This is a genomic window from uncultured Clostridium sp. (assembly GCF_947072515.1).
Taxonomy (GTDB): domain Bacteria; phylum Bacillota; class Clostridia; order Clostridiales; family Clostridiaceae; genus Clostridium.
In genome coordinates, this window is sequence record NZ_CAMTIG010000025.1 from 11842 (window position 1) to 31193 (window position 19352).

General features: G+C 27.4%; 22 protein-coding genes. 19 read left to right on the forward strand and 3 right to left on the reverse strand.

The window, feature by feature from the left end:
* Window positions 1–269: 269 nt before the first annotated feature.
* The 4 genes from Q0W06_RS10560 (at window position 270) to Q0W06_RS10575 (ending at window position 4328) form a co-directional block, all read left to right on the forward strand.
* Window positions 270–1457: a multidrug effflux MFS transporter gene (locus Q0W06_RS10560; RefSeq protein ID WP_297634941.1), complete on the forward strand. Its 1188-nt coding sequence runs from the start codon at window positions 270–272 to the stop codon at window positions 1455–1457.
* A gap of 106 nt (window positions 1458–1563) precedes the next feature.
* Entirely contained in the window at window positions 1564–2271 is a 708-nt protein-coding gene (locus tag Q0W06_RS10565) for a B3/4 domain-containing protein (RefSeq protein WP_297634944.1), read from the forward strand.
* Between the two features lie 156 nt (window positions 2272–2427).
* The gene (locus Q0W06_RS10570; RefSeq protein ID WP_297634946.1) at window positions 2428–3174 is read left to right on the forward strand and encodes a creatininase; all 747 of its coding nucleotides are present in this window, start codon (window positions 2428–2430) and stop codon (window positions 3172–3174) included.
* 176 nt (window positions 3175–3350) lie between these two features.
* Window positions 3351–4328, forward strand: a complete 978-nt coding sequence (locus tag Q0W06_RS10575; RefSeq protein ID WP_297634949.1) for a hypothetical protein — start codon at window positions 3351–3353, stop codon at window positions 4326–4328.
* Window positions 4329–4375: 47 nt separating this feature from the next.
* Here the strand turns inward: Q0W06_RS10575 and Q0W06_RS10580 are convergent, their stop codons facing one another.
* Window positions 4376–4963 carry a TetR/AcrR family transcriptional regulator gene (locus Q0W06_RS10580; protein ID WP_297634952.1) on the reverse strand — a complete coding sequence of 196 codons (588 nt, stop codon included), beginning with the start codon at window positions 4961–4963 and terminating at the stop codon, window positions 4376–4378.
* Window positions 4964–5117: 154 nt separating this feature from the next.
* On the opposite strand from Q0W06_RS10580, the gene Q0W06_RS10585 reads away from it, so the two are divergent.
* From Q0W06_RS10585 to Q0W06_RS10605, 5 genes are all read left to right on the forward strand, one after another.
* Window positions 5118–5879, forward strand: a complete 762-nt coding sequence (locus tag Q0W06_RS10585; RefSeq protein ID WP_297634956.1) for an EFR1 family ferrodoxin — start codon at window positions 5118–5120, stop codon at window positions 5877–5879.
* Window positions 5880–5919: 40 nt separating this feature from the next.
* A complete protein-coding gene (locus tag Q0W06_RS10590; RefSeq protein ID WP_297634959.1) occupies window positions 5920–6321 on the forward strand; it encodes an isochorismatase family cysteine hydrolase in 402 nt (133 codons plus the stop codon).
* A gap of 186 nt (window positions 6322–6507) precedes the next feature.
* On the forward strand, window positions 6508–7032 hold the full coding sequence (locus Q0W06_RS10595) for a DUF308 domain-containing protein (protein ID WP_297634962.1): 525 nt from the start codon (window positions 6508–6510) through the stop codon (window positions 7030–7032).
* Window positions 7033–7409: 377 nt separating this feature from the next.
* A complete protein-coding gene (locus tag Q0W06_RS10600) occupies window positions 7410–8540 on the forward strand; it encodes a 5-bromo-4-chloroindolyl phosphate hydrolysis family protein (RefSeq protein ID WP_297634965.1) in 1131 nt (376 codons plus the stop codon).
* A 24-nt stretch (window positions 8541–8564) separates the two neighbouring features.
* A complete protein-coding gene (locus Q0W06_RS10605; RefSeq protein ID WP_297634968.1) occupies window positions 8565–9698 on the forward strand; it encodes a toxic anion resistance protein in 1134 nt (377 codons plus the stop codon).
* Between the two features lie 97 nt (window positions 9699–9795).
* Here Q0W06_RS10605 and Q0W06_RS10610 read toward each other — a convergent pair whose 3' ends face one another.
* Window positions 9796–10173 (reverse strand): MerR family transcriptional regulator, encoded by a 378-nt coding sequence (locus tag Q0W06_RS10610; protein ID WP_297634970.1) that lies wholly within the window; start codon window positions 10171–10173, stop codon window positions 9796–9798.
* Between the two features lie 145 nt (window positions 10174–10318).
* Here Q0W06_RS10610 and Q0W06_RS10615 point away from each other — a divergent pair, with 145 nt between their 5' ends.
* Window positions 10319–11488, forward strand: a complete 1170-nt coding sequence (locus tag Q0W06_RS10615; protein ID WP_297634973.1) for an iron-containing alcohol dehydrogenase — start codon at window positions 10319–10321, stop codon at window positions 11486–11488.
* Between the two features lie 76 nt (window positions 11489–11564).
* Here Q0W06_RS10615 and thpR read toward each other — a convergent pair whose 3' ends face one another.
* The gene (gene thpR / locus Q0W06_RS10620; RefSeq protein ID WP_297634976.1) at window positions 11565–12101 is read right to left on the reverse strand and encodes an RNA 2',3'-cyclic phosphodiesterase; all 537 of its coding nucleotides are present in this window, start codon (window positions 12099–12101) and stop codon (window positions 11565–11567) included.
* A 179-nt stretch (window positions 12102–12280) separates the two neighbouring features.
* On the opposite strand from thpR, the gene Q0W06_RS10625 reads away from it, so the two are divergent.
* From Q0W06_RS10625 to Q0W06_RS10665, 9 genes are all read left to right on the forward strand, one after another.
* Window positions 12281–12427 carry a hypothetical protein gene (locus Q0W06_RS10625; RefSeq protein ID WP_297634979.1) on the forward strand — a complete coding sequence of 49 codons (147 nt, stop codon included), beginning with the start codon at window positions 12281–12283 and terminating at the stop codon, window positions 12425–12427.
* Window positions 12428–12633: 206 nt separating this feature from the next.
* On the forward strand, window positions 12634–13677 hold the full coding sequence (locus Q0W06_RS10630) for a Fic family protein (RefSeq protein WP_297634982.1): 1044 nt from the start codon (window positions 12634–12636) through the stop codon (window positions 13675–13677).
* A 211-nt stretch (window positions 13678–13888) separates the two neighbouring features.
* Window positions 13889–14212, forward strand: a complete 324-nt coding sequence (locus tag Q0W06_RS10635; RefSeq protein ID WP_297634985.1) for a PadR family transcriptional regulator — start codon at window positions 13889–13891, stop codon at window positions 14210–14212.
* 19 nt (window positions 14213–14231) lie between these two features.
* Window positions 14232–14732, forward strand: a complete 501-nt coding sequence (locus Q0W06_RS10640; RefSeq protein ID WP_297634988.1) for a hypothetical protein — start codon at window positions 14232–14234, stop codon at window positions 14730–14732.
* A 224-nt stretch (window positions 14733–14956) separates the two neighbouring features.
* On the forward strand, window positions 14957–15847 hold the full coding sequence (locus Q0W06_RS10645; protein ID WP_297634990.1) for an ABC transporter ATP-binding protein: 891 nt from the start codon (window positions 14957–14959) through the stop codon (window positions 15845–15847).
* On the forward strand, window positions 15840–16637 hold the full coding sequence (locus Q0W06_RS10650) for an ABC transporter permease subunit (RefSeq protein ID WP_297634992.1): 798 nt from the start codon (window positions 15840–15842) through the stop codon (window positions 16635–16637). Before Q0W06_RS10645 ends, Q0W06_RS10650 begins: the two co-directional genes overlap by 8 nt.
* Before the next feature lie 172 nt (window positions 16638–16809).
* Window positions 16810–17388, forward strand: a complete 579-nt coding sequence (locus tag Q0W06_RS10655) for an rRNA adenine N-6-methyltransferase family protein (RefSeq protein WP_297634994.1) — start codon at window positions 16810–16812, stop codon at window positions 17386–17388.
* The gene (locus Q0W06_RS10660) at window positions 17360–18037 is read left to right on the forward strand and encodes a response regulator transcription factor (RefSeq protein WP_297634996.1); all 678 of its coding nucleotides are present in this window, start codon (window positions 17360–17362) and stop codon (window positions 18035–18037) included. The genes Q0W06_RS10655 and Q0W06_RS10660 overlap by 29 nt, the downstream gene beginning before the upstream one ends.
* The gene (locus Q0W06_RS10665) at window positions 18034–19335 is read left to right on the forward strand and encodes an ATP-binding protein (RefSeq protein ID WP_297634999.1); all 1302 of its coding nucleotides are present in this window, start codon (window positions 18034–18036) and stop codon (window positions 19333–19335) included. The genes Q0W06_RS10660 and Q0W06_RS10665 overlap by 4 nt, the downstream gene beginning before the upstream one ends.
* Window positions 19336–19352 lie beyond the last annotated feature (17 nt).

A 19352-nucleotide genomic window follows, 5' to 3' on the forward strand; every position in this document is an offset into this window, starting at 1 on the left:
GTGGTAGAATATTAATTTGTTGAGCTAAATATAAATATTGATAATAAAGTTTATATTTAACAGATGTGCTGTAATTTTGAAAATAATAATTAGATTTGAAAAGAAGAGGAAGAAATATTGAGTGGTATGTTACATAATAGTTAAATATATTATCTAAAGGTAAAGTGAAAGGGATAAAAGTTTAAAATAAATTACTTTACGAGGCCGAAAGATATCACTAAAATAGAATAAGGATAAAAAGATAAAAAGAAAAATGAGAGGAGCTTTGGATGAATTTAACAAATGAAAAAAGTAAAAGGGAAGGATTATCGCTTGTAATATTTATTGGATTTTTAAGTGCATTTATACCAATGTCAACGGATCTTTATTTACCAGCACTTCCTGATATGACGAAATTATTTAATACAACACCTATTGTTTTAAACTTAACTATAACGTTATTTTTTATATTTTATGCAATAGGAATGCTTATATGGGGACCACTTAGTGATAGACATGGAAGAAAGCCTATCCTTTTAGTTGGTATGATTTTATATGCTGTAGCTAGTGTATTTTGTGCATTTTCCTTTAATATTTATATGCTTATATTCTTTAGAATAATTCAAGCAATAGGAAGTGCAGCAGCAGTAGCAGTAGCAACTGCAATATTAAAGGATATTTATAAAGGTGAGGAACTGGGTTCTAAGTTAGCGATTGTACAATCAATATCGATGACTTCGCCAATTATATCTCCAATTATAGGAGCTTTTATTTTAAAGTATACATCATGGCACGGAATTTTTATTATATTAACTTTAGTAAGTATAATAGCAATTATAGGTACTTTATTTTTTAAGGAAACACATAAAGAGCGTAGTGAAGGAAACTTTATAGAGGTATTTTCTACTCTTAAAACTGTAAGTGAAAACAAGAAGTTTTTATTAGTAGTAATAACTTTTGCATTAACACTACTACCTCTTTTAGCTTATGTAACAATATCATCTTACATATATATAAATGGATTTGGAGTATCAGAAGAAGCATATGGATATTTCTTTGCAATAGGAGGAATATTTTTAGTATTAGGGCCACTTATTTATATCAGACTTTCAAAAATGATAAGAGTAAAAACTATAATAAAAGTATGCTTAATAATTCTTATTATATGTGGACTTTTATTAATAGGAATTGGATGGAAATCAAAATATTTATTCTTAGTTTGCATGATATTTGCACTTTTCTTTGGAAATATGCTTTACCCAATAGGAGTAAATATAGCACTTGCACAGCAAGATGACCATATAGGAGCATCATCGTCAATGATTAACTTTATAAATACAATGCTTGAGAGTATTGGAATGATTGTTATATCTTTAAATTTAGGTAATAAAGTTATAATGCTTGGCGTGATGTATGTTATTTTTGTATCTGCATCGTTAATTTTATGGTTTAGATGTAGGAAAATAGTGAAATATTAAGTCTTAAAAGAGACAGCAAAATATATTGAATGAAAAACTTAAAAAGATGCTAATCCTATGTGAAGGGAGAGCATCTTTTTATTATATAAACTTAGGAGGAATTGTAATGAAAAAATTTATAATTGAAGAAGAATTTTGGAGTCTATTTCCAGAAGCTAAAATAGGGATTATTGTATGTCATGGAATCAATAACAATATAGAGCAAGAGGATAAGTATTTAGATATGATTTCAGAAGCACAAAAAGAAGCTACTAAATATTTACCTAACAGTGAATTTAGTAGTAATGCAGTGGTTAAAGTATGGAGAGATGCTTATAAAAAGTTTAAAACAAAAAAAGGAGCAAGATCGTCTATTGAAGCAATGTTAAAGAGAGCTGCGAATGGAAATGGTGTTGGAGCTATCAATCCTTTAGTTGATATTTATAATGCAGCTTCATTAAAATTTGCATTACCTTGTGGTGGTGAAGATATATCTACTTTTGATGGAGATATTAAATTAACTAGAGCTACTGGTGAAGAAGAGTTTAGAACATTTGGTTCAGATGAAAATCAACCTCCATATGAAGGTGAAGTAATATATAAAGATAATTCAGGTGCTATCTGTAGATGTTGGAATTGGCGTGAATCTACAAGAACTATGCTTACTGAAAAAACAAAGGATGCATTCTTAGTTATAGAATCAATAGATGAAAAGAGAGTGAAGGATTTTGAAGAAGCATTACAATTCTTATCAAAAGAAGTAAAAGAAAATTTAGGTGGAACAAGTGAAATAGTTATTTTAGATATTAACAATAAAGAAATGGAAATTAAATAAATAAAGAAAGAGATAGTAGCTTAATTAAAAATCCGGCTACTATTTTTAATTGGAGAACAATCATAAATTTCGGTAGAGATAGGCTTATATGTTATAATTATGAAAGTAAAATTACTTTAGGAAAAAGCATTAAAAAAATGCTAAGGAGGAAGATAAATGACTTTAATGAAGAATATGACATGGTTTGAATTTAACGAAAGAAAAGATAATGATGTAGTAATACTACCAATAGGATCTGTTGAACAACATGGACCACATTTACCACTTTACACAGATACAATAATATCAGAAGGGTTTGCGACTCTTTTAGCGGATAAAGTAAATGGTATAGTTATGCCATCTGTAAATTATGGATATAAGTCTCAACCAGCATCTGGAGGGGGACCATTATTTCCCGGGACAATAGATTTAAATGGAGCAACATTAGTAGCATTAGTAAAAGATATTATAGAAGAACTAATAAGAGATGGAGTAAAGAAAATAGCTTTAGTAAACTCTCATTTTGAGAACCAAGCATTCTTATTAGAAGCAATAGATTTAGTAAGTAGAACAATGCCAGAAGGAACAAAAATTTTAATGATGAGTTGGTGGGATTTAATAACTCAAAAAACTATAGATAAAGTTTTTGATGAAGTGGAATTCCCAGGATGGGCATTAGAACATGCTGCAATTACAGAAACATCATTAATATTAAAATTTGCTCCAGAAATGGTACACATGGATAGATTAATAGATGAAAAAATAGAAGAAGTTCCAACTTATCAAGTGTATCCAATACCAACTGACTTAGTACCAAAATCAGGTCTTTTATCATTAGGAAGAACTAGTTCAAAAGAAAAGGGTGACTTAATAATAGAAGAAGCTTTAGAGGGTATGGTAAAAATAATAAATAAAGAATTTTAAAGCTGAAAATAGTAGTATTCTAATTTAAAGTTGGAATACTACTATTTTTTATTACACATAAAAATGTTTCTCGATAAACATTTTTTGGAAATTAAACTATTATAATAGAAAAACTGAAACTAAAAAATCTATATTTGAATATACTAAGGGTAACTATTAGTTTTGGAGGAGTATAGATGACAGAGGAAAAGTATATAGATTCTTTAATTTCAATGCTTAGAAAGAATATGGAAAATGATTATTTAAAGGGTACTACAAAGAGGGATGCACATCCTAAAACTTTAGGATTGCTTAAAGCAGAGTTTAAAGTGGTGAAAGATTTGCCTGAATTTTTGAGAGTTGGATTATTTAAAGAGGCAAAATCCTATAATAGTTTTATAAGAATATCCAGTTCATCACCTAAGGTAGAGGGAGATGATAAGAAGGATGCTAGAGGTTTCGCAATTAAGCTTATAAATGTACAAGGAGCAAAGGTTCTTAAAGATGAAAAGAATACACAAGATTTTATTCTTTTAAGTAATGAAGTGTTCCCTTTTTCTAGTTTAAAGGCTTTTCATGATTTAGTTTATGCAAGAGATAAAGGAAAACTACCATGTTATGTAGTTAAAACTATTTTAAAGGGAGATTTGCCTAACTTAATTAAGCTTGCAGTAATTCCTAAAAATCAAACTAGTCCTTTTGATATAAGTTATTTTAGTACAACAGCTTATAAATTTGGAGGAAATGTTGTACGTTATTGTATTGTTCCAAGAAATCATCAGATGAGTAAAATGCCTAAGGACATGACAGCATCATATTTATCTAATAATATGCAGAAACAATTGGATGAAGAAAAAATAATATTTGATTTTAAAGTACAAATTCAAAAAGAAGGAATGAAGGATGATCCATCAATTATATGGAGTAAAAGAAAATCACCATATATAAAGGTTGCAGAAATTATAATAGATAAACAAAATGTTATGGATAAGAAGAGGAATGACTTAGCAGAATTATTATCTTTCAATGTAGGACATTCTTTGATTGAACATACACCGATAGGAGAATTTAATAGAGCAAGAATGAAGATATATACTGAATTATCAAAGTTTAGACACCTAAGAAATGGAGAAAAACTTTTAGAGCCAACAAACAGTGACTTTAATTTAATATAATAAAAACAGTAGCTTTCTTATGGATTAGGAAGCTACTGTTTTTATAGCTATTCATTAGAACAATACTCTGACATAACTTTAATTCCATTAATCATTAAGTTACACCCTATTTCAGCAATTTCATTGAGAGGAAGATTCATATCATTTCGTATCCATTCAAAAATCACATTACAAAGAGCACCTGTTAAGTAGCAGTTAGAATAATATTGTTGAGTATCAGGAGTAAGGTCTAGGCTTATTCTTTTAAAAAATTCAGAACGTATATGATCACCATAGCCAACGTCTAAAAGAAGTTTGAATTGCACATAAAAAGGTTCTAGAGATTCTAAAAGTGCAATCCAACATTCCTTTGTCTCTGTCAAAGGGCTGTATTTGCATAAGGCAGAAGCCATTTGAGATAGAATATTTTGTAGATATCCTGATAAGATATCTTCCTTAGAAGAATAATTACGATAATAAGCATTTCTAGAGACACCAGCTCTTTTTGCAATATCAGTAATTGAAATCTCTTGGAAAGACTTTGTTTTCATAAGTTGAATTAAGGCTGATTCAATGCATTCACGAGTAATTGCATTAGATTCCTCATTGTTTTGACGAAGTATATTTCTTCTTTGTAGTTCTGTGTTATTATCCAACGTAACACTTCCTTTCTATTTGTGACATCCGAGGTTGAGTATATTGAATTGCATAAAATTTATTGATACACTTGTTAAGACGTCACATATGTTACATCGATTTTATAACAAATTTAAATAGATAACAAGTAGAGATTTTAAGGAGTAGGTTTATATGAAGATATTTTATTTTACGGGAACAGGAAATAGTTTAGCAGTTGCAAAAAGATTTGAAGGTGAGTTAATTTCAATACCACAAATAATAAATGAGAAAAACTTAAGTTATAAAGATGAAGTTATAGGAGTTGTTTTTCCTACTTATGGATGGAATGTACCTAAGATTGTAAGAGAATTTTTGAAAAAAGCAAAGCTTGAAGCAAATTATATATTTGCTATAAATACTTATGGAATGGTAGAGGGAGGTACAGGAAAAGTAGCTGAGACTATTGCTGAGGAATGTGGATACCACTTTGATTATATAAATTCAATAATGATGCTAGATAATTATCAGCCTTCTTTTGATATTGCGAAAGAAAAAGAAAAATTACCTAAGAAAAATGTAGAGGAGAATTTAACTAAGATTGTTGAAGATATAAAAGGAAAAAAGAAGCTTAAAGCTAAAAATGGATTAGGAAGAAAAGCAGGAACTTGGATTATGAGTAATGTACTTAATTTTGAGAAAAGTGATTATGCAAAGCAATATACTGTAGATGATAATTGTGTAAAGTGCGGGATATGTGCTAAAGTTTGTCCAAAAGGTAATATTAAAGTTACAGATTATGTAGAGTTTTTTGAAGATTGTGTATGTTGTCAAGCTTGTATTCATGCATGTCCAAAGAAAGCAATTCATCTTAAAAAAGAAAAAAGCATTGAAAGATGGCGTAATCCAGAGGTAAAGCTTAGTGAAATTATAGATGCAAATAATCAAAGTAAATAAAAAGCAAATTTAAAATATGAATATAATATAGGAGAAATAAATGGGGAAAAGTGATTGGAAAATGCTTGATGAGAGGTTTGAAGTTAAGAAGTATAAGCACTTTATAGAAGGATCAAAGGATGCCGAAATTATTCCACCTTTAATGCCAAGAGAAGGTGAAAAATTAGTGATAAAGAATAGATGGAATGCTTTTTTCAATACAAATCTAGATGAAATATTAAAAGAAAATAATATAAAAAATTTAGTTATAGTAGGGGCAGCTACAGATGTTTGTGTATTAGAAACTTGTAGTTATGCATTTTCATTAAATTATAATTGTGTAGTTCCAATTGAAACAACAGCATCATTTAATTCTGAAAGAAAACAAATGGGATTAGAAATGCTTAGGTTTGGAAGAAGTAATGTAGTTAATATTAAAGAAGTATATGAAATGTTTAGATAATATAAATTGAGGTGATAGACGTAATGTCTATCACCTCAATTTTGTTAATTATAATGTAAAAGATAGTTAATGAGCAGAATAGATTTAGGAGTTAGAATTAAAATATAACGATGAATTCAAAAGTTGGATTTAGAGAAGTATTAGATTTTAAATAAAAGAAGTTTATATATAAAGGAGTAAAAGGAAATGGAAAATAAGAGATTAGATTATGTAGCAGCATGCATAACTTTACTTAATGGATTCATTTGTATTATGTATGGAGAAAAATTGCTTCCGATAGTACCAATAATTTGTGGCGGTACTTTAGTTATAAAAGGTATTGTTAAGGCGATTGAAGGTATTAAAGAAAAAGATTATCTTAGTCTTGAAAGAATGGATTTAGAAAATTCTTTTATTTTAATTGCAGTAGGAATAGGTATTTTAATTAGAAGAAATGATGCACTATTTATTGTTGGAGCTTTTTGGGGACTTCACGGATTAACAAAAGCAGCTCAATATTTAAATATAGCTTCATATAATATTTTTAATAAACAAAAATGGATATTAAAATTAATAAGAGGTATAACTGAATTCATACTTTCAATTATTTTAATATTTGATCCCTTTGGAAGTATTGGACATCATATTATCTTTTTAGGAATAGAATTGATTTTCACAGGAGCAATGGAGATATCAACTCAATATAAAAATTATAAAAAATTTCTGTTATAAGGACAAGCACAGGGCTTAAAAGAAAATATAAATGTATTTGATTTTAATTTAGATAAAAGTATTATTGAGAGATAATATTAAATATACCTGTTAAGTAGAAAAAATCGAGAATGATTTTTATAAATCATTCTCGATTTTTTCTACTATTCTTTTTGTTTTATCAAGATATTATGAAAGGTTATTTTTATTAAAAGTATTTGTGATATAATATTGCAAAAGTAATAGATAGAATATGAGGTTTAGATTTAAAAAGTTTAGTGAAAATTTAATTATAAATTTGATAGATTGGAGTATAAATCAAATTTATTGAATTAGGAAATGATATAATTAAAATAGATATGTAATTTTACTAACATAGAAAATCTGGAGGTGGAAAAATGAGTCGAAGAAATTTTTCAGATTTGGAAAATCAAATTACGTCTATAGTTAATAAAGCACTTAAGGCAGTAGATTCTGTTAATTTAAAGGGTGATCTTAGAGATAAACGTGATTATACAGTAAATAAGATTAAAACAAAAGTTGATGAATATAGTGATAGATACAGTGTCGCAAAAAATAAAAGAGATATAAAAAATTATATTAACAAAAAGCCAAATGGGCAGGTAAAAGGATATGTATATATAATAATTGGAATTTTAGGAGTAACTATTTTTAGTTTCTTACTAGTAATTTTTTCAATGTTTAGCATGGTAATTAGTAATGTATTTACTTTAGGAACCTATATTGGAATAGGAATGTTATTGGCATTCTTAGGTGGTAGTGCATTATTTTTAGCAAGAGGTGTTACTTTAAGAAGTCGATTAACACGATTCAAGAAATATATAAAACTTATGAATAATAAGAGTTATATTTTAATTAGTGATTTGGCTAATTTATCAGGACTTAAAGAAAAATTTCTTATTAAAGATTTAAAGAAAATGAGTAATTCAGGAATGTTTTTAGAAGCACATATAGATGAAGAAAAAACTCATTTTATGCTAAGCGATGATGTATATAGAGATTATATAAATTTAAAAAAGCAACAGATGAATGATAAGGTTGAAGAAGAAGAAGAAAAAGTAAATGTTGAGGATGAAGAGGAAAAATCAACAATTGAAATAGGAAGAGATTATATTGAACAAATAAATTCAATAAGGGCTAAATTGTATAAAACTGATTTAACAAATAAGCTTGAAAGGCTAGTAAATATAGCAAATCAAATTATTAATTATGTTGAAAAAAATCCTAAAAAGATAAAGGATATCAATAAATTTGTGATACATTATCTTCCAATAACTATAAAATTAATAAATTCATATAGTGAGCTAGACAAGCAAGAAATTCAAAGTGATAATATAAAAAATGCTAAAAATGAAATCGAAAATAGTATAGATACTATAAATATAGCATTTGAAAGATTGTTAGATGAATTATTTGAAGAAACTGCAATGGATATTTCTTCAGATATTTCTGTACTTGAAACTTTATTTAAGCAAGAAGGTTTAGGAGAAAAGGATTTTAAAAAATAAAGGTGGAGTTTAGGAGGAATTAAAATGAGTGAAGAATTTAATAAGGTACCAAGTTTAACTTTTGATTCTTTTGAGGAGAATGAAGTTGAGACTAAGACAAATGATAATAAAGTAAATGAAAATATAGTAGATGAAGTACAATTAACAGATGAAGAGAAAAAAATAGTAGATGATTTTGTTGAGAAAATAGATATAAATAACTCAAATTCTATCCTACAATATGGGGTAGGAGCACAAAAGAAAATTTCGAATTTTTCTCAATCAGCCTTAGAAAATGTGCAAACAAAAGATTTAGGTGAAATTGGTGAGATCTTAACGAATATGGTATATGAATTAAAAACAGTTGAGGAAACAGATGATAAAAAAGGTGTTTTAGGATTCTTTAAAAAAAGTAAAGATAAGATTTCAAAAATGAAAGTTAGTTATGAAAAAGTTGAGGGTAATATTCAAAAAATGAGTAATGTCTTAGAAAAGCATCAGATACAATTACTAAAAGATATTGCTATGCTAGATAAAATGTATGAAACGAATAAAGTATACTTTAAAGAACTTACGATGTATATTTTAGCAGGAAAAAAGAAACTTCAAATATTAGAGCAAGAAGAGTTACCTAAGTTGCAAGAGAAGGCAAGAAATAGTGGAAACCCACAAGATGCTCAAGAATTGAATGACTTTATTTCTCTTTGCAATCGCTTTGAGAAAAAGATACATGATTTAGAATTAACAAAAATGGTATCATTGCAAATGGCACCACAAATCAGATTAATTCAAAACAATGATTCCTTAATGTCGGAAAAAATACAATCTACAATAGTAAATACAATTCCACTTTGGAGAAGTCAAATTGTTTTAACTCTTGGAGTTACTCATGCAAGTGATGCTGTAAAAGTTCAAAGAGAAGTGACGAATATGACAAATGAGCTTTTAAAGAAAAATGCAGAAATATTAAAGATAGCAACTATAGAAACAGCTAAAGAATCAGAAAGAGGAATTGTTGATATAGATACACTTAAAACAACAAATGAATCTTTAATATCAACACTTGATGAAATTCTTAATATACAAACAGAAGGACGTCAAAAACGTAAAGAAGCGGAAACTGAATTAAAGAGCATTGAAGAGCAATTAAAGAATAAGCTTTTAGATTTTAAAAGATAAAAATTTTAGCCTTAACTAAAGATTTAGTTAAGGCATTTTTTAGTTTCAAATTAGAACGAATAAATTTATTGAATATTTAAAAAAGAGAAGAATTGTACTATCTTTTTAGTTCAGGATGAACAGATTTTTCAATGTTATAATATTCAATTTTCTTATTTATTTTATTTAAGTTAGACTGCAAGTCAGCCATCTGTTTAATAACATTTTCTTTATGAGATAATAAGAGATTTTTTCTATCATCAAAAGTATCAATTCCAAGAATATACCAGTCAATATATTGTTTAATTTGTTTTATATGCATACCGGTGTTCTTTAGGCATGTTATTAAATTAATCCATTCTAAATCAGTATCAGAGAAATTTCTTATACCGCTTTCTTTACGACTTACAAATGGAAGGAGACCTTCTTTATCATAATATCTTATTGTATAAGGACTTAAATTAGTTATTTCAGAAACTTGCTTTATTGTATACATAAAAATTACTCCTAAATTATTTAATATAAACAAATTATACTACATAGACTATAAAGTAATAAAATTATTTTAAAAATACTTATTGACTTAGAGATTACTCTAAGGTTTAACATGAGGTCAGAAAGATTTTTAGGAGGAAATATAAATGAATTTTAATTACTATATGCCAACAAAACTTTTATTTGGAAAGGGTCAGTTAGGGAATTTGCATAAGGAAAATTTACCGGGAAATAAAGCTTTAATAGTAATATCAGCAGGTAAATCAACAAGAAAGTTTGGATACTTAGAAAAGTTAGAGAATGAATTGAAATTAGCTAATGTTAGCTATATTGTTTTTGATGAAATTCAACCAAATCCAACCCTTGAAAATGTTAGAAATGGAGCTAAAGTTATTCGTGAAAATAATTGTGATTTTGTTATTGGTTTAGGAGGGGGTAGCAGTATAGATGCAGCTAAAAGTATAGCTGTTATGGCTACTAATGAAGGTGATTATTGGGATTATATAAGTGGAGGAACTGGAAAGGGAAAACCTGTTTTAAATAATCCTTTACCTATAATTGCAATAACTACGACAGCAGGAACAGGAACAGAAGTTGATCCTTGGACTGTAATAACAAATGAAGAAGCTAAAGAAAAAATTGGCTTTGGATATGAAAAAACATTTCCTGTTATAGCTGTAGTTGATCCAGAATTAATGATGACAGTACCAAAAAATCTTACTGCATATCAAGGGTTTGATGCATTATTTCATAGTACTGAAGGCTATTTAAATAATACAGCTTATATAATGAGTGACATGTATGCTCTTAAAGCTATTGAACTTATAGGAAAATCTTTAAAAGTTGCAGTTAATGATGGTGAAAATGAAGAAGCTAGAGCAAATGTAGCACTTGCAAATACTTTATCAGGATTAGTTGAATCAACATCAGGTTGTACATCAGAACATTCAATAGAACATGCATTAAGTGCATTCCATCCAAATATTACACATGGTGCAGGACTTATAATGATAAGTGAAGCTTATTATACTCATATTGCTAATAGTGGAATTTGTGATGAAAGAATGATAGAAATGGCTAAAGCACTTGGAAAAAAAGATGCGACAAAAGCGATGGACTTTGTCCGTGTTTTAGTAGAATTACAAAAAGCTTGTGATGTAGATAATATAAAAATGTCAGACTTTGGTGTGAAGTATGATGAACTAGAAAAGTATGCAATAAATGCAAGAGAAACAATGGGTGGATTATTTGTAGTAGATCCAATAGAAATAACAAATGATAATGTTGTTTCGATATTACAAAAATCATTTAAATAGATGAAGTTAAGAGGGAGTACTTTAAATGAGTACTCCCTTTAAAATTAAATTATTTAAGATTTGGATAATAATATATTTAAAAATAAACTGTATAAATAGGAACGCCATTTAGTTTTCCATGGATTTCTTTACTTTGCATTAAAGAGATATTATTTATGATAATATTAGATTTTTCAAAACTAGAAAATGAATTAATATCAAAAGAATCTATAAGAGTAACCTGTCTACCAAGTGTTATGTGAGGCATAAAACCTTTATCATAAAAATGAACTTTATTTTGCTGAAGTAAAATAGAAAGTTTAGAGCAAATAGTAGAAAGTATTTGATTTTCATCAATACCAAGCCATAAAATATTAGTCTTCTTTCTAGAAAAGATGCCTAAGCTAGATATTTTTAAAGAAAATGGCTCTATACTGCATGTAGCTGAATCTATTACTTCTTTTAATTTAGGAATTTCTAATTCATCTACGTCTCCTATAAAACGAAGTGTTAAATGAAAATTATTTACTTCGGTGAATTTTCCTTCTAAACAGAAAGGTTTAATACTATTACCTATGGATTCAAAATATTTTTTTGTGGAATTATGGAAATCTATAGCGATATAAACTCTCAAATAACTTCAGTCCTTTCGTAAAAACTTATCTTAATTATATGAGAAATATTAAAAAGAAAAAAGAGAATTATTATATAAAAGAAAGTAGATAAATTAACAAATGAAATTCTATTGAAAATGTTTTCTTAACAGTATATAATACCATTAAGAAAGATTGACATATACATGAGGTAAGACGAATGAAGAAGATATTAGAGATGATAAAAAATAAAAGAATGATTAACTGTATAGATACAAGAAATGGTGAAAGTTTTAGACCATTAGAATATAGAGAAGTAAAAGAAGGAGTAGTTGTAGAAAACTATTCAGCACATAGATTTTATTAGAAATTGTAGCCTTAACCAAAACTTTGGTTAAGGCTATTTTACTACTCATAAATATAAAGAATATATTCATTTGGAAGCAAATGAATATATTCTTTTGCGTTTTTATATGCTATTTTCACATTAAATATATTCATTTAGGGGTAAATGAGTATATTTATGATAAAATGATAATAATAAATATATAGAGTGAGAAAGGAGAAAGTAAAATGATTTCATTTGAAAATAATAGATTAAATAAATTAGCATTGCCTATGAATATAGTAAGATTATTAACGACTATAAATGAGTATAAAGGAAAGCAAGATTTATATAAAAAGCAGTCGCCACAAATACTAAAAACACTTAAAAATGTTTCTATAATACAAAGTACAGAATCATCTAATAGAATAGAAGGAATCTATACTTCTAATAAAAGATTACGTGAGATAATGAACAATAAAGTAGAACCAAAAGATAGAAGTGAAAGTGAAATAGCAGGATATAGAGATGTGTTAAATACCATTCATAGTGCTTTTGATGCAATTCCTGTAAGATCATCTGTATTATTACAACTTCATAGAGATTTATATAAATACTCTTCATTTAGAGGAGGAATCTATAAAAATACTGATAATGTAATTGAAGAGATATTACCAGATGGAACTAGTTATGTTAGATTTAAACCTATAGATGCATTTAGTACTCCTGATTATATGGAAAGACTTTGTGAGGAGTATAGAAAAGAGATTGCAAAAGAGGAAGTAGAGCCATTAATTTTAATAGCTACATTTATTTTAGATTTTCTTTGTATACATCCTTTTAATGATGGAAATGGAAGAATGTCAAGATTATTAACTTTATTGCTTTTATATCAAAATGGATTTGAAGTGGGTAGATTTATTAGCTTAGAAAAAATAACTGAAGATAGTAAGGAAACTTATTATGAAGCATTAAATAAATCATCTATGTTATGGCATGATGGGAAAAATAATTTATATATCTGGATAGAATATTTTCTTGGTGTTATTGTAAATGCTTATAAAGAGTTAGAAAGTAGAGTTGGATATATTGAGAATGCTAAAGGAAGTAAAAGCGAAAGAGTTGAAAATGCCATAGAAGGAAAACTTGGATATTTTACAAAAAGTGAAATAAAAACTATTTGTCCTGATATAGCTGAGTCAACTGTAAATAGAGTTTTTGAAAAGATGAAAGAAGAAGGAAAAATACAAAGTATTGGAAAAGGCAGAAATGCAAAGTGGAAAAAGATATAAAATTTTAAGTATTTAAAATTGATAAGTCTATAGAGAGATTCTATAGGCTTTTTATAAAAACTAAAATAGGATTATGAAATAATTGTAATAAAAAGGAATTAAAGTATTGTTTTAACATCTACAATGTATTACAATATAGATGTAGTAAAAAGAGATAAAATTTTTTAAATATACTACATTGCTATACAATGTAGAGAAGTTGGTGAATGAGATGTTAAATAAGACACAGCTAATGAAAGGTGTTATGGAGGGGATTATTTTAAAAATAATTTCTATGGAAGAAACTTATGGATATGAAATATATCAAAAGCTTCAAAGTTATGGGTTTGAAGAGTTTGCTGAAGGTTCATTGTATCCACTTCTTTTAAGGCTTGAAAAGAATGAGATAATAAAGTCGAAGAAAAAGAAATCACCTTTTGGACCTGATAGGAAATATTATAGTTTAACTGAAGAGGGCAAGATTGAAGTAGAGGAATTTAGAGAAGCTTGGGATATTATAAATGGGAATATTCAAAGATTATGGGCAAATAATTAGTTAAGGGGAGCTAAAGGGTATGGGCTATGAGCAAAGATTAAGTGGGGAATATTTAGAAACTTTTAAAGAGATAATGATTGAAATTGATATTGAGGAGATAAATAGATTTAATCAGGAAGAGATTAGACATGACATATTAGATATGTTTCTGTCAGCACAAGATGATGGAACATCCGCAAAAGAGATAGTTGGAGATAATCCTAAAGAATTTATCCAAGATATCTTAGGGAGCTTTAAGAAAAAAGATTCTTTTGCTTTTAGAGGTGGACGGATATTATCAAATTTAATTTTGGGGATGGGAGCAATAAGCTTAACAAGAATTAAAGGTGGGGTATTAGAGTTTACTATAGATATAGTATTTTTAGCAGCAGCTTTAATAATTGGAGAGATATTAGGAATAGTATGCTCGAAAGGGTATAGTTTAGGAAAAGCTAGAAGAAGAAAGAAAAGACAAATTGAATGGAGTTTTAATATAGCATTTATAGTGGTAAGTGCATTAATAGTAGGATTTTTAATATAAAATTACCGAGCTTATTTGTTATTAATTCACCATATATTTTTATTATAGGGTGTGTAGTAATTAGTTTATTAATGTTAATGACAGTTGATATCCTATTTAAATAATAACACCAAGATTTTCAGATAAAAATTTATTTGAAAATCTTTTTTTAGGTCTTTTATAAAAGGGAAAATAGTAATACAATTTAATTAACTATATTTGGAATAAATATAAGGAGAAGAATGATGAGTGTAATTGAAATAAAAAATCTTACAAAGGATTATGGAAATAATAGAGGGATTTTTGACGTTAATCTTAGTATAAAGCAAGGCGAGGTTTTTGGGTTTTTAGGACCAAATGGAGCAGGAAAAACTACAACTATAAGACATCTTATGGGATTTATACATTCTGGTAAAGGAAGTTGTACTATAGACGGAATAGATTGTGGTAAAGAGAGTAGTAAAATTCAAGATAGACTTGGGTATCTTCCTGGAGAAATTGCATTTATGGATGATATGACAGGGATGGAGTTTATTCATTTTATTGCAGATATGAAAGGATTAAAAAACTTTAAAAGAGCAGAAGAGTTAATTGAGTTATTTGAGCTTAATCCTAAAGGAAAAATTAAAAGAATGTCTAAGGGAATGAAACAAAAGATAGGGATAGTTTGTGCCTTTATGGGGAATCCAGAAATTTTAATTTTAGATGAGCCAACTAGTGGATTAGATCCGTTAATGCAGAACAAGTTTGTTGAACTAATATTAGAGGAAAAAGCTAAGGGAAAAACTATATTTATGTCATCTCATATCTTTGATGAAATTGAAAAAACTTGCGACAGAACGGCTATTATAAAAGATGGACATGTTGTTGCAATAGAGAATGTAAAAACATTGTCGCAATCTAAGCATAAATCTTATGTAATTAAGTTTAAGGATAAGAATACAGCATTAAAATTTGCAGATGAAAGATTTAAAGTAGAAGAAATGAAAGAGGATATAATAACTATAGCTGTTGAAGGAGATGTAAATGAATTTATAAAAACTCTAGGTAAATATGAAGTGAAGAGTTTAGATGTAAAAACTCAAGGTTTAGAAGAACTGTTTATGCATTTTTATGGAGGTAAGGAAAATGATTAGTTTAACTCTTTTAAAAAAAGAAGTAAAGTCAAATTATAAGATAATACTTATATTTTTAGTTGTATTAACGCTATATTCTACAAGTATTGTTTATATGTATGATCCTTCAACTACTAATGCTTTTGAGGAAATGGCTAAAAGTATGCCAGAGATGATGAAAGCCTTTGGAATGGCTGCTGTAGTAACAAATATAACTGAGTATATTGCAAACTATTTATATGGATTCATAGTGCTTATGTTTCCTATACTTTGCATTATAATTCTTGGGAATAAATTAATAGTATCTTATGTGGATAAGGGTTCTATGGCTTATTTATTAGCAACACCAAATAAAAGAGCTAAAATTGCATTGACTCAAAGTGTATTTATGTGGATAGCTAGTGGAGTATTGCTTTTATATACTTCAGGATTAATTATAATTTTAAGTAATATGTTGCATCCAGGAGCTTTAGATATTGAAAAGTTTATCCTTTTAAACTTAGTATTATGGTGCTTGCAATTAGCTATAAGTGGAATATGCTTTTTTGCATCTTGTATAAGTAATAATCCAAAGCTTTATTTTATGATAGGAGCAGGAGTACCAATATTATTTTACTTACTACAAGCGTTAGCACAGATGGGTGATAAACTTGAAGGATTAAAGTATTGTACACTTTTCACTTTATTTAATCCATCGGATATAATAGCAGGAAAAAGTATTGCGACACCTATAGTAGTGTTTTTAGTTGTCGCAGCAGTCTTTTATGCTATAGGAATATATATATTTTCAAAGAGAGATTTATCTTTATAAAATTAAAAGGATGTGATTTAAAATCACATCCTTTTAATTATTTTAGAATAAAATCAGATGGAGTTGATGTAAAAATAATACTTTAAATATTAAGAAATCTTAAAAATTTTATAGGGTATTACTTAAGCTTTAATTTTTATAATAGTAAAAAAGAGAGTGGAGGTAATACAAAATGTTTGTATTAGAATATATAAAAAATCCAAGGACTGTAGGAGCGATTGCACCTAGCAGTAAGTATTTAGCTGAAAAAATGATTAGTGATATTAATTTTAAAGATGCAAAATGCATTATTGAATATGGACCAGGAACGGGAATATTTACAGAGAAGATTCTTTCAAGAGTTAAAGAAAATACTACAGTTATATTGATAGAGATTAACAAAGAGTTTTATAATATTTTAAAGGATAAATATGGACATAAAAACAATGTGATAATTCTTAATGAGAGTGCTGAAAATATTGATAAAATATTGAAAGAGTATAGTATAGAAAAGGTAGATTATATTTTATCAGGATTACCTTTTACATCACTACCGAGTGATGTTTCAAGAAAAATTTTGACTAAAACAGCAAAGATATTAGAAGATGAAGCGGGATTTATAACCTTTCAATATTCTCTTTTAAAGTTAGGTTTTTTTAAGAAGTATTTTTCTAAACTTAAATATAAAAGAGTGATAAGAAATTTACCACCAGCTTATGTACTTGAATGTAGAGGAGAGAAAGATGAGGAAAAATATATTAGTTGTAGATGATGATAAGGATATAAGAGAGCTTATAGAAATTTATTTACAATCGGAAGAGTTTATAATTAGCAAAGCTTGTAATGGAGAAGAGGCTTTAAAGTTAGTAGAGAAAAATAATTATGATTTGATTATTTTAGATATTATGATGCCTAAGGTTGATGGAATAGAAACTCTTATTGAGGTTAGAAAAAAGCATACAATGCCAGTAATTTTTTTAACTGCAAAAACTGAAGAGATTGATATGATAAAGGGATTAACATTAGGAGCAGATGATTATATAGGAAAGCCATTTAGCTCTATGGAGTTAATTGCGAGAGTTAAATCACAACTTAGAAGATATACAGTATTTAATAATAAAGATAAAAGAGTAATTAATATAGGGGATTTAGTTTTAGATGTAAAAATGCATAGTGTGACAGTTTTAGGTGAAGAAGTAAATTTAACACCGACAGAATACAAGATACTTGAACTTTTATGTGAGAATAGAAATGTTGTTTTTAGTGTAGAGCAAATTTATGAGATTATATGGAAAGATAAATATGCAGTAGGAGATACATCTATAATGGTGCATATAACTAAATTGAGACAAAAAATTGAGAAAGATCCCAAAAACCCTGAATATATAAAGACTGTTTGGGGAGTTGGGTATAAGGTATGATAAGTAAAATAAAAAATAAATATAACTTAATAGTGGGTGCAATTGTAGGATTTATTTTAGCTCAATTAGTATTAGCAGAAGGGTACGCAGTTTCGGTATCTATACAGCAAAAGCAAGGGATAATTGACTATGGACTGCCAAGAGAAAATATTATATGGGTTCAGATTTTAGCTTTTATAATATTTATAGGAACAATAGTAATTTTTAATATAAAAAGAATGAGAAGGCTTAATTTAAATAGGTTAAATATATATTTGCTTATAGCCCTTATAGTATCAGTATTTGTAACCGTTGAAGCAGCAGTTATTGTGACAATGATTTTAGGACCACATATTACACCAAAACTTATAGAATATATGCAAAATAATTATTTTATGGCTTTAAATATAGGCTTAATAACTATTGGATTAGGTATAGTTATTTTTGTTGTTATATTTACTTTATTTATAAATAAGAAAGTTAAATATATTACATTTTTAACTAAGGAAGTAAAAAAAATTAAAGATGAAGGCTTTGGAAAAACTATTGAAGTAAAAGGAAATGACGAAATTGCAGAACTATGTGAAAGTATTAATCAAATGTCTTTAGAGTTAAGTGAGAAAATAGAAAATGAAAAGAGAATAGAAGAGACTAAAAATGAGCTTATAACTAATATTTCACATGATTTAAAAACTCCTTTAACGTCTATAATAGGTTATTTAGAGCTTATAAATAGAGAGGATATTCAGTCTGAAAAGAAAAAGTTATATTCAAAAGTAGCTTATGATAAGAGTTTAAGGCTTAAGGGATTAGTAAATGAATTATTTGAATATACAAAATTAACAAGTCCTGATATTAAATTAAATAAAATGAAATTTAATATATCTAATTTATTAAATCAGATTGTTGGAGAAAGTATTTTAGGATTTGTAGAAAGAGATATTGAAGTTAATTTAGATAATCCATATAGGGAGATATTATGTAGTGTAGATATAAAATTATTTACACGAGTTTTAGAAAATTTAATAAAAAATGCAGAGAAATATAGTGATAGAAATTCAGTGTTTAAAATACAGGTTTTAGATTTTGAAGATAAAACAGAAATTAGTTTTATAAATAAATGCGAAAAATTAGCGAAAGAAGATTTAAATAAGATTTTTGAAAAGTTTTATAGAGCTGATATAGCAAGAAGTGATGAAATTGAGGGATCGGGATTAGGTTTAAATATAGCTAAGAGAATAGTGGAATTACACAATGGAAAGTTAGAAGTAGAAAAGGATGAAGCAAATATAAAGTTTAAAATAGAGATAAAAAAATAAGAGGGTAGATGAGAAGT

Bases quoted from the DNA above. Each gene is read 5' to 3' on its own strand.
- Q0W06_RS10605 (WP_297634968.1), top strand. From the start codon at position 8,565: ATGAGTGAAGAATTTAATAAGGTACCAAGTTTAACTTTTGATTCTTTT.
- Q0W06_RS10650 (WP_297634992.1), top strand. From the start codon at position 15,840: ATGATTAGTTTAACTCTTTTAAAAAAAGAAGTAAAGTCAAATTATAAG.
- Q0W06_RS10570 (WP_297634946.1), top strand. From the start codon at position 2,428: ATGACTTTAATGAAGAATATGACATGGTTTGAATTTAACGAAAGAAAA.
- Q0W06_RS10655 (WP_297634994.1), top strand. From the start codon at position 16,810: ATGTTTGTATTAGAATATATAAAAAATCCAAGGACTGTAGGAGCGATT.
- Q0W06_RS10640 (WP_297634988.1), top strand. From the start codon at position 14,232: ATGGGCTATGAGCAAAGATTAAGTGGGGAATATTTAGAAACTTTTAAA.
- Q0W06_RS10665 (WP_297634999.1), top strand. From the start codon at position 18,034: ATGATAAGTAAAATAAAAAATAAATATAACTTAATAGTGGGTGCAATT.
- Q0W06_RS10600 (WP_297634965.1), top strand. From the start codon at position 7,410: ATGAGTCGAAGAAATTTTTCAGATTTGGAAAATCAAATTACGTCTATA.
- Q0W06_RS10635 (WP_297634985.1), top strand. From the start codon at position 13,889: ATGTTAAATAAGACACAGCTAATGAAAGGTGTTATGGAGGGGATTATT.
- Q0W06_RS10575 (WP_297634949.1), top strand. From the start codon at position 3,351: ATGACAGAGGAAAAGTATATAGATTCTTTAATTTCAATGCTTAGAAAG.
- Q0W06_RS10565 (WP_297634944.1), top strand. From the start codon at position 1,564: ATGAAAAAATTTATAATTGAAGAAGAATTTTGGAGTCTATTTCCAGAA.
- Q0W06_RS10595 (WP_297634962.1), top strand. From the start codon at position 6,508: ATGGAAAATAAGAGATTAGATTATGTAGCAGCATGCATAACTTTACTT.
- Q0W06_RS10590 (WP_297634959.1), top strand. From the start codon at position 5,920: ATGGGGAAAAGTGATTGGAAAATGCTTGATGAGAGGTTTGAAGTTAAG.
- Q0W06_RS10630 (WP_297634982.1), top strand. From the start codon at position 12,634: ATGATTTCATTTGAAAATAATAGATTAAATAAATTAGCATTGCCTATG.
- Q0W06_RS10610 (WP_297634970.1), bottom strand. From the start codon at position 10,173: ATGTATACAATAAAGCAAGTTTCTGAAATAACTAATTTAAGTCCTTAT.
- Q0W06_RS10560 (WP_297634941.1), top strand. From the start codon at position 270: ATGAATTTAACAAATGAAAAAAGTAAAAGGGAAGGATTATCGCTTGTA.
- Q0W06_RS10615 (WP_297634973.1), top strand. From the start codon at position 10,319: ATGAATTTTAATTACTATATGCCAACAAAACTTTTATTTGGAAAGGGT.
- Q0W06_RS10625 (WP_297634979.1), top strand. From the start codon at position 12,281: ATGAAGAAGATATTAGAGATGATAAAAAATAAAAGAATGATTAACTGT.
- Q0W06_RS10645 (WP_297634990.1), top strand. From the start codon at position 14,957: ATGAGTGTAATTGAAATAAAAAATCTTACAAAGGATTATGGAAATAAT.
- Q0W06_RS10585 (WP_297634956.1), top strand. From the start codon at position 5,118: ATGAAGATATTTTATTTTACGGGAACAGGAAATAGTTTAGCAGTTGCA.
- Q0W06_RS10660 (WP_297634996.1), top strand. From the start codon at position 17,360: ATGAGGAAAAATATATTAGTTGTAGATGATGATAAGGATATAAGAGAG.